This window comes from Streptomyces sp. NPDC055749, from assembly GCF_053617235.1.
Genome location: NZ_JBSHFH010000004.1, coordinates 80,197 through 93,160, shown reverse-complemented (window position 1 = coordinate 93,160; position 12,964 = coordinate 80,197). Strand labels below are relative to the sequence as shown.

The 12,964-nt window shown below is 71.0% G+C and carries 14 protein-coding genes; 6 read left to right on the top strand and 8 right to left on the bottom strand.

What is annotated here, in order from left to right:
* The first annotated feature begins 6 nt into the window (after nucleotides 1–6).
* From ACWGO0_RS04410 to ACWGO0_RS04400, 3 genes are read left to right on the top strand one after another with little or no spacing between them, the layout of a single operon-like run.
* On the top strand, nucleotides 7–945 hold the full coding sequence (locus ACWGO0_RS04410; RefSeq protein WP_453527777.1) for a PDR/VanB family oxidoreductase: 939 nt from the start codon (nucleotides 7–9) through the stop codon (nucleotides 943–945).
* 26 nt (nucleotides 946–971) lie between these two features.
* Entirely contained in the window at nucleotides 972–1,202 is a 231-nt protein-coding gene (locus ACWGO0_RS04405) for a recombinase-like helix-turn-helix domain-containing protein (protein ID WP_453528118.1), read from the top strand.
* A 2-nt stretch (nucleotides 1,203–1,204) separates the two neighbouring features.
* On the top strand, nucleotides 1,205–2,221 hold the full coding sequence (locus ACWGO0_RS04400; RefSeq protein WP_453527774.1) for a Rieske 2Fe-2S domain-containing protein: 1,017 nt from the start codon (nucleotides 1,205–1,207) through the stop codon (nucleotides 2,219–2,221).
* A 3-nt stretch (nucleotides 2,222–2,224) separates the two neighbouring features.
* On the opposite strand, the gene ACWGO0_RS04395 is transcribed toward ACWGO0_RS04400, so the two are convergent.
* The 5 genes from ACWGO0_RS04395 to ACWGO0_RS04375 form a co-directional block, all read right to left on the bottom strand.
* Nucleotides 2,225–3,511: a hypothetical protein gene (locus tag ACWGO0_RS04395; protein WP_453527772.1), complete on the bottom strand. Its 1,287-nt coding sequence runs from the start codon at nucleotides 3,509–3,511 to the stop codon at nucleotides 2,225–2,227.
* Nucleotides 3,512–3,599: 88 nt separating this feature from the next.
* Nucleotides 3,600–4,034 (bottom strand): hemerythrin domain-containing protein, encoded by a 435-nt coding sequence (locus tag ACWGO0_RS04390; protein WP_453527769.1) that lies wholly within the window; start codon nucleotides 4,032–4,034, stop codon nucleotides 3,600–3,602.
* A 184-nt stretch (nucleotides 4,035–4,218) separates the two neighbouring features.
* On the bottom strand, nucleotides 4,219–5,262 hold the full coding sequence (locus ACWGO0_RS04385) for a M36 family metallopeptidase (protein WP_453527766.1): 1,044 nt from the start codon (nucleotides 5,260–5,262) through the stop codon (nucleotides 4,219–4,221).
* Between the two features lie 122 nt (nucleotides 5,263–5,384).
* Nucleotides 5,385–6,788 (bottom strand): dihydrolipoyl dehydrogenase, encoded by a 1,404-nt coding sequence (gene lpdA / locus ACWGO0_RS04380; protein ID WP_453527764.1) that lies wholly within the window; start codon nucleotides 6,786–6,788, stop codon nucleotides 5,385–5,387.
* 91 nt (nucleotides 6,789–6,879) lie between these two features.
* Entirely contained in the window at nucleotides 6,880–7,503 is a 624-nt protein-coding gene (locus ACWGO0_RS04375) for a sigma-70 family RNA polymerase sigma factor (protein ID WP_453527761.1), read from the bottom strand.
* Nucleotides 7,504–7,581: 78 nt separating this feature from the next.
* Here ACWGO0_RS04375 and ACWGO0_RS04370 point away from each other — a divergent pair, with 78 nt between their 5' ends.
* Nucleotides 7,582–8,421 carry an alpha/beta fold hydrolase gene (locus ACWGO0_RS04370; RefSeq protein ID WP_453527758.1) on the top strand — a complete coding sequence of 280 codons (840 nt, stop codon included), beginning with the start codon at nucleotides 7,582–7,584 and terminating at the stop codon, nucleotides 8,419–8,421.
* On the opposite strand, the gene ACWGO0_RS04365 is transcribed toward ACWGO0_RS04370, so the two are convergent.
* Nucleotides 8,349–9,272 (bottom strand): LysR family transcriptional regulator, encoded by a 924-nt coding sequence (locus tag ACWGO0_RS04365; RefSeq protein ID WP_453527756.1) that lies wholly within the window; start codon nucleotides 9,270–9,272, stop codon nucleotides 8,349–8,351. The two genes, ACWGO0_RS04370 and ACWGO0_RS04365, sit on opposite strands and share 73 nt — an antisense overlap.
* A gap of 113 nt (nucleotides 9,273–9,385) precedes the next feature.
* Between ACWGO0_RS04365 and ACWGO0_RS04360 the strand changes: the two genes are divergently transcribed.
* Entirely contained in the window at nucleotides 9,386–10,240 is an 855-nt protein-coding gene (locus tag ACWGO0_RS04360; RefSeq protein WP_453528116.1) for an EamA family transporter, read from the top strand.
* A 52-nt stretch (nucleotides 10,241–10,292) separates the two neighbouring features.
* Entirely contained in the window at nucleotides 10,293–11,099 is an 807-nt protein-coding gene (locus tag ACWGO0_RS04355) for an NmrA family NAD(P)-binding protein (protein WP_453527753.1), read from the top strand.
* 38 nt (nucleotides 11,100–11,137) lie between these two features.
* Here the strand turns inward: ACWGO0_RS04355 and ACWGO0_RS04350 are convergent, their stop codons facing one another.
* Entirely contained in the window at nucleotides 11,138–12,019 is an 882-nt protein-coding gene (locus ACWGO0_RS04350) for an ABC transporter permease (RefSeq protein WP_453527750.1), read from the bottom strand.
* Nucleotides 12,016–12,927 (bottom strand): ATP-binding cassette domain-containing protein, encoded by a 912-nt coding sequence (locus ACWGO0_RS04345; protein ID WP_453527747.1) that lies wholly within the window; start codon nucleotides 12,925–12,927, stop codon nucleotides 12,016–12,018. Before ACWGO0_RS04345 ends, ACWGO0_RS04350 begins: the two co-directional genes overlap by 4 nt.
* Nucleotides 12,928–12,964: the final 37 nt, after the last annotated feature.

The window sequence follows — 12,964 nt, the reverse complement described above, 5'->3', positions numbered from 1 at the left end:
CAGGCCATGAGTGAGCATTCGCTGCAGCTGGTCGTCCATCGAATGACCTGGGAGGCGGAGGGCGTACTCTCCGTCGAACTGACCCACCCCGACGGCAAACCCCTGCCCGCCTGGACCCCCGGCGCGCACCTCGACGTCCATGTCGGCGGACAGATCCGCCAGTACAGCCTGTGCGGCGACCCGCACACCGGCGACGTCTACCGCATCGGCGTACTCAACGAGCCCGCCTCGCGCGGCGGTTCGCGCCATGTGCACACCCAGCTGCGCCCCGGACAGCGGGTCACCGTCTCCGAACCCCGCAACCACTTCGCGCTGGAGGACGCCGACGGCTACGTATTTGTCGCCGGCGGCATCGGGATCACCCCGCTGCTGGCCATGGCCCGGGAGGCCGCCCGCCGCGGAGCCGCGTGGCGGATGGTCTACGGCGGCAGGAGCCGCGCCTCCATGGCGTTCACCGCGGAACTCACCGCGCTCGGCGGCGACGTCACGCTCGTCCCGCAGGACGAACAGGGCCACATCGACCTCACCGCCGAACTCGCCGAGCTGCCCCCCGGCACGCTGGTGTACTCCTGCGGCCCCGAACCGCTGCTCACCGCCGTCGAGGAGCGCTGCCCCGGAGACCGGCTGCGCCTGGAGCGGTTCGCCGCTCCCGTCGTGGAACACACCGGTGAGGACGAGGCGTTCGAGGTCGAGTGCCGGGCCTCCGGAGTGACGCTCACCGTCGGCGCCGGCACCTCCATCCTCGACGCGGCGGAGGGCGCCGGACTCACCGTGGAGAGCTCGTGCCGCGACGGGATCTGCGGATCCTGCGAGACACGGGTGCTCGACGGCACCCCCGACCACCGCGACTTCCTGCTCAGCGACGCCGAGCGCGCGGCAGGCGCCACGATGATGATCTGCGTCTCGCGTTGCGCTTCCCGCAGCCGGCTCGTTCTCGACCTGTGACCCCCACGACCGCACTCCCAGGAGACATCACCGTGACCGACACCTGGCCCTACCTGGACGTCCACCAGTCCCGTACGCATGAGCCGACCCCGTACGAGTACAAGCTCGCCGCGACGCTCGAAGAGGTCTTCACCCACGAGGGACACGAACTGACCGACGTCGTACGCGGACTGAATAGCCGTCAGGTACACGCCGCCGACGGTACCCCGTGGACCGAGGAATCCTTCCGCGCCGAGATGAACCGACTGGGAGCCTGACCATGACGCTGTCGACCTCCGCCACCGCGGACCACATCTACGCCACCGGACTGCGCAATCAGTGGCACCCGGTCGTCCCCTCGCACTTCGTGGCCCCGGGCGCGATGCGCAAGGTGACCGCGCTCGGCGAGCAGTGGCTGCTCTTCCGCCGCTCCGACGGCGCCCTGTCCATGCTCGCCGACCGCTGCCCGCACCGCGGCGCACCGCTCTCGCTCGGCAAACACCTCGGCGACCGTGTCGCCTGCTGGTACCACGGCGTCGAGGTCGAGCCCGACGGTACGGTCTCCTCCGTCCCCGGCCTGCCGGGCTGCAGCCTGGAGGGCAAGAAGCTGGTCACCTCCCTGCCGGTACGCGAGGTCGCCGGCGCGATCCTCGCCTACTTCGGCGACGAGGAGCACCCCGAGCCCGCCGGACTGACGCTCCCGGAGCCGCTGACGGACCCCGAGGTGGACGCGTTCCTCTGCTACGCCGAGTGGGACACCCCGTGGCGCTACGCCGTGGAGAACCTCCTCGACCCGATGCACGGCGCGTTCCTCCACCACGACTCGCACACGATGTTCGACGGGGACACGACGGCCAAGTTCCGCATCCGGGAGACCGGCAGGGGCTACTTCTTCGAGAAGACCGACCAGCGTGGCGTCAACTTCGACTGGGTCGAGCTCTGCCGCACCGGTGTGGACTGGGTCGACCTCTCCATCCCGTATCCGCCGTCGGCGGGACCCGGGGGAGCGTTCGGCATCGTGGGCATGGTCTGCCCGGTGGACGAGCGGCGCAGCGGTGTCTTCTTCTGGCGCTACCGCCGTGTCCAGGACTGGCAGCGGGCCTCCTGGCGCTTCCTGTACCGGACGCTGATCGAGCAGCGCCACTGGGACGTCCTGGAGCAGGACCGCGTGATGCTGGAAGCCATGCCGGCCGACGCCGACCAGCGGGAGAACCTCTACCAGCACGATCTGGGCGTGGTGCGGCTGCGCCGCCTCTACCGTGCGGCGGCCGAGGCCCAGTCCTCGGCCGGGGCCTGACCTCTACGCGGTGGGAGCGCGCTCCGGTTCCTCGCCGAGGAAGTCGGCGACCGCGAGGGCGAGCAGCAGCGCAAGGGCCAGGCCGAGGACGACCCACCCCGTGGGGTGGGGCCACAGGACGTAGGCGAGAACCGCCCCCGCGACGAGGATCCAGGTGATCCAGCCGCGGTGGCGGTGCAGATACGGTCCTACCGGGCCGGTACGCAGGCCCGCACCGTTCGCCGTGGCTCGGCTCGCGGCGATGCCCGAGTGCCAGAGTCCACGGGCCAGCGTGGCGTACCTGCCGGGCCCCGAGAGCCAGGCGGCGAGGGCGAGGACCACGCCGAGTGTCGCGACCATGCGGACCGTCGTGCGCAGGAAGTGGATGAGGGCGTCGTAGACGGATGCGGCGGCGGCCTCGGAGATACCGGCGGGCAGGGCGTTGAGGTAGACCGTGCGGAAGACGGTGAGGCCGGTGCCGAGGACCAGGGCCGCGACGGCGAAGCCGAGGGCCGAGGCGATCAGGGCGCGCCTGCGGCGGGCGGAGAGCAGGACGCCCGCCCCGGCCAGCACCACGGCGAGGATGGGGAGCCACAGGCCGACGAGCTGAAGGAGCCGGAAGCCCGTCTTCACCTTGCCGATGTCCTCGGCCTGCAGAACCGTGAAGTCGGTGTGCACTTCGGGGATCTTGCCGGCGGCCGTGAGTCCGGAGTCCACGAGCCGCTCCTTGACCCGTTCGATCACCGGGGCCAGATCCAGCGTCACCGAGTCGTCCTTGATCTTCACCGCTCCGTCGCCGCTGCCGGTCAGGGCCCGTACCACGGAGGTGTGGATCTGCCGGTTGGCGCCGGTCCAGATCGTCGCGAAGGCGTCGGAAGCGGCGACGTCCTGCGCCTTGTCGTGGACGAAACTGCGGACCGCGTCGTTCAGGGAGCCGCCGAGCTGCCCCAGCGCCTTGCCGACCAGCGGGCGTTGGTCGGGGGCCACGCCCTCCAGGAGGGCATTGAGATCGATGTACTCCATCACCGCGTCGGTGACGCGGTTGGCGACGGCGGCCTGGATATCGGGGTCCGAGGCGAGCGGTGCGACCGTCGCGACGTAACGGTCGGTGTCGCCGATCTCGTCGGCGGTCCAGGCCGCGACGATGCCGAGCGGAGCGAGCACGCAGCCGATGACGATCAGCAGCGCGGCGAGGAACGAGCGCGTACGGTGCCGGGGTGGCCGAGGCTTCGTGGCTCCGGCTTCCGACTCCAGCGCGGCGACCCTCGCCCGCAGCGCGTCTAGCTCGGTCGGTTCGTCGCCGTCGCGCATGTGCGGACCTCCTTGAGCACCGGCCATCAGCCAATGCGGCGGCGATGTCTCCGGCAAGGGGAGCGGGGCCGAACGGGTGACGCCGTCCCTAGGTCCTGCGGACCAGCTGTCCGAGCATGTCCAGCTCCTCGGAGGGGCACGAGGCGGTGAGCTTCGGGAACAGCTCGGCCTCCTCCTCACGCACATGGGAGGCGACCTCGAACTTGAGCTTCGCGACCAGGTCGTTGAAGTCCGGGTCCTCGGCGTTCCGCCCTTCGAGGTCCTTGAGCATGCGCTCGATCCTGCCGTGGTCGGCGATCTCCTGGTCCGCGAGCGCGTCGCCGTCCGGGACATATCTGCGTACGGACGGGTAGAGGTGTGTCTCCTCGGCCACCGCGTGCCGTACGAGCTCCGAGGTCAGCCGGTCGGTCAGGTGCCGCCGCTCCGGATGGCCCACGGGCTGCGCGTCGATCCGCGCGAAGATCTCCTCCACCTCGCGATGATCGGCAGTGAGCTCCGCGATCACGTTTCCGCCGTGTCCCATGGCCGTTCCCTCCTGTGGTTCCGCTGCCCCGCACCGCGGGTGCCGACACCAAGCCAACAGGTCGGGGCGGCGAACCCGGGCGCCGCGGCCGTCGACAGACCCGGCTCTCACCTCTCCGGCCCAGGGAACGGGGCCGCGCCGGGTGACCGCCCCCGCACAGGGGCGGTCACCGTGGGAGTCCGGCCTACTGGATACCCGGGATCTCGCGCCCCGCGAAGCCGGCACGGACCGCGTCCGCCGCGCTCTTGCCGTACATCCGCTGAGCGGTCGCGATCGTCGTCAGCGCCGCGTCCTGGAAGCTGGTGTCGGGCGCGAAGCCGAACTGGGCGTTGATGATGACCCGGTCGGCCACCCGCGCACCGAGTGCCTTGCGGATGTCGAGCAGCGCGCGGGACCAGATCTCGCCGTCCGCGTGGACCGAGCCCACCCGGTCCCCGTACACCTTGTCCTTGTCGATCCGGCGCAGGCAGTGCGGCGCGCTGCTGTAGCTGACCGAGTCCCAGTCCGCCACGCACGCCGCGTCGGCCTTCAGCGGCCAGCCGTACTTGGAGGCCGCGTGGCTGCCGACCTCGACCGCGAGGTAGTCACCGAACGCCTCACCGATGGCCCCGGCCTCCACCGAGGTCCCGAAACCGGGCACCTGGGCGTGGTGCACCGCGTGCCCGTACTCGTGGACGATGACCTCGGCGTCCTCGGCATCGTCCACCCCGCCCTTGCCGAGGCGGATCTCGGCCTTCTTGTCGGTGAAGTACGAGTTGTCCGCGCCCCACTGGTTGATACGGACGGGCTGTGCGCGGTCGTTGGCGCCGGGCAGTTCGCTGCCGAAGCCGAGGCCCTGGAGGTACTCCTGTGCCTCGTTGGTCCAGAAGTAGGCCATGACCTGTTCGAACTGGTCGTCGTGCCGGGTGTACGTGCCGGCGTCGGCGGTCTTCGCGGAGGCACCGGTGTCCGACCTGACGTAGACCCACCGTCCGGAGAGTCCGCCACTGCCGTCGAGATTGCGCAGCGCGGCCGAGGCGTAGGCCGTCGCGGGTACGGCGGCGGCCGAGTCCTTGGCGTCGACGAGCGACTGATCGCCCGAGGACTGGACGGGGTTGACCATGAACACGCTGGCCTGCGGTTCGGCCGGGGCGGGGGCGGCCCCGGCCGAGGCGGCTCCTGCCGTGGTGAGCAGAGCCACGATGGCGGTGGCCGAGGCGATCAGCGCGCGGGGTGTGCGGCGAGCCATGTACATCCTCCCGTTGTGGTGCGGGGTACGCCGGATGCGGGGGGTGGCGCGGGCGTGATCATTGCGCACACGCCCGGCTTTGACCAGACCCCGGCCCCCGAACCTCTGCCCCTGCCCTCGTCTCAGAAGTTGATCATGTGCCCGGCGAGACCGTGGACGGCCTCCTTGACGGCCTCGCCCAGGGTCGGGTGGGCGTGCACGTTCCGCGCCACCTCGTGGACGGTGAGGTCCCACTGCTGAGCCAGCGTCAGTTCCGGCAGCAGCTCGGTGACATCGGGGCCGATCAGGTGCGCGCCGATGATCTCGCCGTACTTCGCATCGCTGATGATCTTCACGAAGCCGGTCGAGTCGCCGAGGCCGTGCGCCTTGCCGTTCGCCATGAAGGGGAACTTGGCGACCTTCACGTCGAAGCCCTGCTCCCGCGCCTGCGCCTCCGTCCAGCCGAAGCTGGCGATCTGCGGCTGGCAGTAGGTGGCGCGCGGGATCATCCGGTAGTCGAGCTCCATCGTCTCGGCGTCCGCGATGGTCTCCGCCGCGATGACACCCATGGCCTCGGCGGCGTGCGCGAGCATCAGCTTCGCGGTCACGTCACCGATGGCGTAGATGTGCGGCACGTTGGTGCGGCAGCGGCCGTCCACGTCGATCGCGCCGCGCTCGGTGAGGGCGACACCGGCCGCCTCCAGGCCGAAGCCGGTGACGTTCGGCGCGAAGCCGATGGCCTGGAGGACCTTGTCGGCCTCCAGGATCTTCTGCGCGCCGTCCTTGCCGGTGACGGTGACGCGGACCTGGGTGCCGGACTCGTCGATCGACTCGACGCGGGTGGAGGTCAGCACGTCGATCCCGAGCTTGCGGTACTGCTTCGCGAGTTCCTTGGAGACCTCCTCGTCCTCCAGCGGTGCGACACGGTCCAGGAACTCGACGATCGTGACCTTCACGCCGTAGTTGCGCAGGACGTACGCGAACTCGATACCGATGGCGCCCGCGCCCGCGATGACGATCGACTGCGGTACGCCGTCCGCGAGGATCTGCTCCTCGTACGTCACCACGCGTTCGCTGCGGGCGGTGCCGGGCAGCAGGCGCGGGGTGGCGCCCGTGGCGATGACGCAGTTGTCGAACGTGACCGTCTGCGTGGTGCCGTCGGCCCCGGCCACCTGGAGGGTGTTCGCGTCGAGGAACGTGCCCCGCCCGTCCAGTTCGGTGATGCCGTTCTTCTTCATCAGGAAGTGGACGCCCTTGACGCGGCCGTCCGCGACGGTGCGGCTGCGGCGGAACGCCTCGCCGTAGTCGAAGGAGACCGTCCCGTCGACCTTGATGCCGAAGGTCTTGGCCTCGTCGTTGACGATGTGGGCGAGTTCGGCGTTGCGCAGCAGGGCCTTGGTGGGGATGCAGCCGACGTTGAGGCACACACCGCCCCAGTACTTCTCCTCGACGACCGCGACCCGCTTGCCCAGTTGGGCGGCGCGGATGGCGGCGACATAGCCGCCGGGGCCGGCTCCGAGTACGACGACGTCGAAGCGCTCATGCATGACAGGTCCTTAGGGGTCGAGGGTGTTCCGGAGCCGAGGCCGACGAGCTGGCCTTCCTCACCCTAGGGCCTGTCAGGGGCCTGTCGTTCGATCAGGCCGGGCTCGCCGCCGGGTCGTCGCCCTGGAGCCGCGCGCGCTGGATCTGGCAGGCGAGGGCCCGGCGTGACGATGCCGACGCGTTGCCGGTGGTGACCTTCGCGGGGACGTCCAGGCCGCGGCTGATCCTGTCGTACGCCTGACGGTGACCGCCCGGCAGCGACGTCCGGTGCGCTCTCAGGTCCTCCTCGACGAGGCGTCGCAGTTCGTCGACGTTCTGCGGCGTGAAGCGCTTCTTCCCCCTGGCGACGGCGTGGACGTACGGGCCGCAGCGGGCGGCGTCGCCGAGGGTCTCCGAGATCTCCTCGGCGAGACCCCACAGGCGGCCTTCGAGCCACGGGATGTCCTGCTGGTCGAGTGCGAGCTCCACCGGCGGCGGTTGATCGTCCGCCCTGTACTTCGCCACCTGCTTCGACACCGCCGGCTGGCTCATCCCGGTGAGCCGCGCGATGCGCTCCTGGGTCCAGCCGAGACCCGCGAACACCGGGATCATGTCCGCGCGCAGCTTCCGCATCTCCTCGCCCGCGCGGATCACCTCGTTCATACCGGCGAGCATGCGCTCGGCCTGCTCCTCGGTCAGCGTTTCGGGGTTCTGGTGCCTGTGCTCTTCGCCTGCCACGAACCGGTTATACACCCGGGCGGGATCACCGTCATAACCGAGTTGTATAACCTGGTTATGTCTGACAGGGTTCCGGTCATGCCTACTTTCTCCGCAACCGATGGAACCCGGCTCGCCTACCGCGTGACCGGAGAGGGATCCCCGGTCGTCTGCGTCCCCGGGGGCCCCGCCGACGCCGTGTACCTCGGCGATCTCGGCGGACTGTCGAAGCACCGGCAGCTGATCACCCTGGACCTGCGGGGTACGGGTGGGTCCGCGGTGCCCGAGGACCCGTCCTCGTACCGCTGCGACCGCCTGGTCGACGACATCGAGGCGCTGCGCGTACACCTCGGGCTGTCCCGGATGGATCTGCTCGGTCACTCCGCCGGAGCGAACCCGGTGACGCAGTACGCCGCCCGGTATCCGGACCGCGTCGCCAAGCTCGTCCTGATCGCTCCCGGCACCCGCGCTGTCGGCATCGAGATCACCGGCGAGACGCGCCGCGAGCTCGCGCGGTCGCGCCGGGACGAACCGTGGTTCCCCGCCGCGTTCCCCGCGCTGGAGGCGATCACGGAGGGCAACGGCAGCGACTGGGAGGCCATCGCACCCTTCCTCTACGGCCGTTGGGACGACACCGCGCGCGACCACCACGCGGCGAGCGGTCCGGCGAACATGGAGGCCGTACGTCTCTTCGCGGCCGAAGGCGCCTTCGACCCGGCGGCCACCTGTGCGGCGCTCGGCGCCTGCGCGGCCCCTGTGCTGGTGCTCGCCGGTGAGTTCGACCTCAACAGCCCGCCACGGTCGGCGACGGAACTCGCGGCGCTGTTCCCCGACGCCTCGCTCGTCGTGCAGCCGGGAGGAGGCCACTACCCCTGGCTCGACGACCCCGGCTTTTTCGTCGTTGCCACCGAGGCATTCCTGGACCGTCCCTCGCGGTAGAGGTCGGTGAGCAGGGCCACGGCCGCGTGGGTGGCGGGGTGGGGGTCGGGGCGGCGCCAGATGAAGTGGACGGGGACCGGGTCGGCGTCGCGCAGGGGGCGGTAGACGATGCCGTCGCGGCGGTACTGCGTGGCCGTGGACCGGGGGGTGACGCCGACGCAGCGGCCGGTGGCGATGGCGGCGAGCCAGTCGTCGATGTCATGCGTGTACTCGACGGCCGGGCGGACGCCCTCGGGCCACAGGTCCAGAGTGGTCGTGCCGGTGCGACGGTCCACGACCAGGGTGCGCGTGCGCAGTTCGTCCAGACGAACGCTCCGCCGCCCGGCCCACGGGTCGTCGGAGGCGAGCGCTACACAGCGGTCCTCGCTGCCGACGAGGGCGTGGGCGTAGCGACGGGTGTCGACCGCCGTGCGCAGGACCGCCAGATCGCACAGGCCCTCGGCCAGACCGGCGGTGGGTGTGTTGTGCCGGATCAGATGGAGCTCGACATCGGGATAGCGGGCGTGCCACCGCCGCTGGAACTCGGCGGTGTGGCGGCCCATCGCCGACCAGGCATGGCCGATGCGCAGCCGGGTGTGGCCGGTCGTGGCCTGGCGGACCAGCTCATCGGCCTCGGCGAGCAGGTGGCGGGCGCGGGCGAGGACCTGCACTCCGGCGGTGGTGGGGGTGACGGTCCGGCTGGTGCGGTGCAGCAGGCGCACACCGAGAATCCGCTCCAGCGCGAGCAGCGTGCGGGAGGCCGAGGCCTGGGAGATGCCCAGCTCGATAGCGGCATCGGTGAAGCTTCCCGTGTCGACGATGGCGACCAGGCAGCGCAGGTGCCGCAGCTCCAGTTCCGTACGCGTATTCATGCGTCCAGCGTATAGGTGAGCCGTCCGATGCATTTTGCGTATGGACGGGCCCGGCGGATGGTCGTGCGATGGCAGACGACATGCACGCAGGGACGACGGCCACCGCGGACCGGATGTTGCCCCGGACACCCGCCCGGTGGTCCGGGACGGCGCTGATGGTGGGCAGCGGTCTGTCCAACCAGGTCGGGGCGTCCGTCGGCGCGCTCGCCTTCCCGGTGCTCGGGCCGGTCGGCGTGGTGGCGGTACGTCAGTGGGTGGCCGCCGCCGTTCTGCTGGGCGCCGGCCGTCCCCGGCTGCGCGCGTTCACCGCCGCCCAGTGGCGTCCTGTGCTGGGCCTCGCCGCGGTCTTCGCGGTCATGAACCTGTCGCTCTACACGGCGATCGACCGGATCGGCCTCGGACTCGCGGTCACCCTGGAGTTCCTCGGCCCCCTCGCCGTGGCGCTGGCGGGCTCCCGCCGCCGTATCGATCTCTTCTGTGCCCTCGCGGCAGCGGCGGCGGTCATGGTCCTGGCCCGGCCGCAGCCCAGCACCGACTACGCCGGCATCGGCCTCGCCCTCCTGGCCGCCGTCTGCTGGGGCTGCTACATCCTGCTCAACCGCACCGTGGGCGAACGCCTGCCCGGGATCGAGGGGTCGGCCGCCGCCGCGGGCGTCTCCGGCCTGCTCTACCTGCCGGTCGGCGCCGTCGCGCTGTGGCTCCACCCGCCCACGGCGGGCGCGCTGCTGTGCGCCCTGGCGGCGGGCGTCCTCTCCTCCGCCGTGCCGTTCCTGGCCGATCTGCTCGCGCTGCGCCGGATCCCCGCAGGCTTCTTCGGGATCTTCATGAGCGTCAACCCGGTGTTCGCCGCACTGGTCGGCGTGCTCGTCCTCGGCCAGCACCTCGCGCTGTCCTCCTGGCTGGCCATCGCCGTCGTCGTCACCGCCAACACCGTCGCGGTCGGCACAGCGGTCCGGCGATCGTCTTGACCTCAAGTCGAGTTGAGCTTTTAGGGTCGCGGGTGACGAGAGGGAGTCAATCGTGACGACATTGGTTACGGGTGCCACCGGGAACACCGGCAGGCACGTGGTGGCAGAGCTGGTCCGCCGAGGAGAGCGTGTCCGGGCACTGACGCGCGATCCGGTCGCGGCGGCGGGAACGTTCCCCGCGGAGGTGGAGGTGGTGGCCGGTACGCACACGGCGCCGGAGGGTCTGGACGCCGCCCTCGACGGCGTCAGCCGTCTGCACATCACGGTGACGGCGGGACTCGCCGAGGTCGGGCCCGAGTTGGTGAAACGGGCCGTCGGCGCGGGAGTGCGGCGCATCACCGTGCTGTGGGGTGGCGGCGTGGGGCCGGTGGAACAGGCCGTGGCGGACTCCGGGGTGGAGTGGACGCGCCTGGAACCGCAGGAGTTCATGTCCAACACACTGACCTGGACCGAATCGATCCGGGCCGAGGGAATCGTGCGCGAGCCGTACGACTTTCCGAGCGCGATCGTCCACGAGGCCGACATCGCGGCGGTCGCGGCCGTCGCGCTGCTCGACGAGGGCCACGCGGGGCGTGCCTACAACATCACCGGACCCGAATCGCTGACCACGAGCGAACGGCTCGCCATCCTGTCCCGGGCCGTCCGCCGCGACATCGCCTTCGTCCCGATCACGCACGAACAGGCTATCGACAGACTGACGGCCACCGGTGTGTCCCGGGCGGACGCCGAGTATGTCGTCGGCTGGTACGCCGCTGCCGACGAGGACTCCAGGACCGTCGTCGACACCGTCGAGCGGCTGACCGGCCGCCCGCCGCGCACGTTCGCACAGTGGGCGGCGGAGCACGCGGAACGCTTCTGACGGGACGGCTGGATTATCGAGCTTGTCCGGCCAACCGCTTACACGTCCCGGCGGTGTACGACGGTCACGGCGACGACCACCGCGACCAGGGACCACGCCCCGAACACGATCCACGCCTCGGCGACCGTCACCGGGTACTTCTCCACGATGTGGTCGCGCGCCGGATTCCGTACGAGGGCCTCCCACGCGGTGAGCGGCATCGCGTTGCCGATCTCCGTGACCCACCGGTACGTATCGCCCCGGAAGAGTGCCGGCAGGAGCAGGAGTACGCCGACGACCGCGGCGACACTGCCCGCGGCGTGCCGGACGAGGGCGCCGAAGGCCATACCGACCAGGGCGCACACGGGGGCGAGCAGCGCGGAGGCGGCGACGGCCCGCAGTGCCCCCGGTGAGCCGATGGACATGCCGTGATGGTCCTGGAGGATCGCCTGGGTCACACCGAACGAGGTACCCGCGACAACCGTCCCGAGGACGAGCATGACCGCCGCCAGGAGCACCGCCTTCGCCGCCATCACCGCACGCCGTGCGGGGACGGCGGCGAAGGTGGTGCGGATCAGCCCGGTCGTGTAGTCGCCGGAGACCACGAGAGCGCCGAAGGTCCCGGCGATGACCATGAGGAGCTGCCAGGCCGGGTCGACAAAGGCGGCAGACATGGGATCGAACAGCATCGCGGGCTTTGCGGGGAATCCGGGCGGCGGCGCGGGCGGCAGTTCGGGCTGGTGCGCCAGCCGGTCGGCGTTGGACAGGGCGGAGTTCGCATTGATCCCGATGACGGCCAGGGAGCCGATACCGAGAACCCAGTAGGTGGAGCGCAGCGACCACAGTTTGATCCACTCGGCGGTGAGGAGGTCGCGGAACCGGGCGGGGGAGTGGAGGGCGGGCGCGTACGCCTTCGGCCCGGACACCGTCTGTGCGGTCATCGGGCCTCTCCCGCGCTGTATTCGACACTGTCGGCGGTGAGTCCCATGAACGCCTCTTCCAGGGAGGCCGCCCGTGGGGCGAGTTCGTGCAGCAGGACCCGGTGGCGGAAGGCCAGCTCCCCGATGCGGTCGGCGCCCAGGCCGGTCACCGTGCACGAGCCGTCGTCCTCGCGGCGGACGGCCGCGCCCTCCTCGGTGAGGACGGATGTCAGCCGGTCGGCGGCGGGCGTACGGACGGTCACGCTCAGCCGGGTGCCGCGGGCCGCGAACGCCGACAGGCTCTCCGCGGCGATCAGTTCGCCCCGGCCGATGACGACCAGCTCCTGGGCGGTGTGTTCCATCTCGCCCATCAGATGGCTGGAGACCAGCACCGTACGGCCCTCCGCGGCCAGCCGCCGGAAGAGGCCGCGCACCCACAGCACACCCTCCGGGTCCAGCCCGTTGAGCGGTTCGTCGAACAGCAGGACGGGCGGGTCACCGAGCAGCGCCGCGGCGATGCCGAGCCGCTGCTTCATCCCCAGCGAGAACCCCGCGATGCGGCGCCCGGCAGCGGTCGTCAGCCCCACCTCCTCCAGGACCTCGTCCACCCGGCGCCGAGGCAGCCCGTTGCTGTGCGCCAGCGCCGAGAGATGCGCCCGTGCGCTGCGTCCGCCGTGCACGTCATGGGCGTCGAGCAGCGCTCCGACGTACCCCAGCCCGCGCGCACGCCCCCGGAACGCATGCCCGTCCACGGTGACGGTGCCGCCGCTCGGGTCGTCCAGGCCGAGGATCATCCGCAGCGTGGTCGACTTGCCGGCGCCGTTCGGACCCAGGAACCCGGTGACATGGCCGGGGCGGACGGTGAAACTCAGGCCGTCGACGGCGGTGGTGGCGCCGTACCGCTTCGTCAGTTCATTGGCTTCGATCACCCGACCACCGTGCCGTGAGCGGTGCCCGCACGGCATC

Coding starts and splice junctions, on each gene's coding strand:
- ACWGO0_RS04360 (WP_453528116.1), top strand. CDS start 9,386: ATGTTGCCCCGGACACCCGCCCGGTGGTCCGGGACGGCGCTGATGGTG.
- lpdA (WP_453527764.1), bottom strand. CDS start 6,788: ATGCATGAGCGCTTCGACGTCGTCGTACTCGGAGCCGGCCCCGGCGGC.
- ACWGO0_RS04350 (WP_453527750.1), bottom strand. CDS start 12,019: ATGACCGCACAGACGGTGTCCGGGCCGAAGGCGTACGCGCCCGCCCTC.
- ACWGO0_RS04370 (WP_453527758.1), top strand. CDS start 7,582: ATGCCTACTTTCTCCGCAACCGATGGAACCCGGCTCGCCTACCGCGTG.
- ACWGO0_RS04385 (WP_453527766.1), bottom strand. CDS start 5,262: ATGGCTCGCCGCACACCCCGCGCGCTGATCGCCTCGGCCACCGCCATC.
- ACWGO0_RS04400 (WP_453527774.1), top strand. CDS start 1,205: ATGACGCTGTCGACCTCCGCCACCGCGGACCACATCTACGCCACCGGA.
- ACWGO0_RS04410 (WP_453527777.1), top strand. CDS start 7: ATGAGTGAGCATTCGCTGCAGCTGGTCGTCCATCGAATGACCTGGGAG.
- ACWGO0_RS04390 (WP_453527769.1), bottom strand. CDS start 4,034: ATGGGACACGGCGGAAACGTGATCGCGGAGCTCACTGCCGATCATCGC.
- ACWGO0_RS04395 (WP_453527772.1), bottom strand. CDS start 3,511: ATGCGCGACGGCGACGAACCGACCGAGCTAGACGCGCTGCGGGCGAGG.
- ACWGO0_RS04365 (WP_453527756.1), bottom strand. CDS start 9,272: ATGAATACGCGTACGGAACTGGAGCTGCGGCACCTGCGCTGCCTGGTC.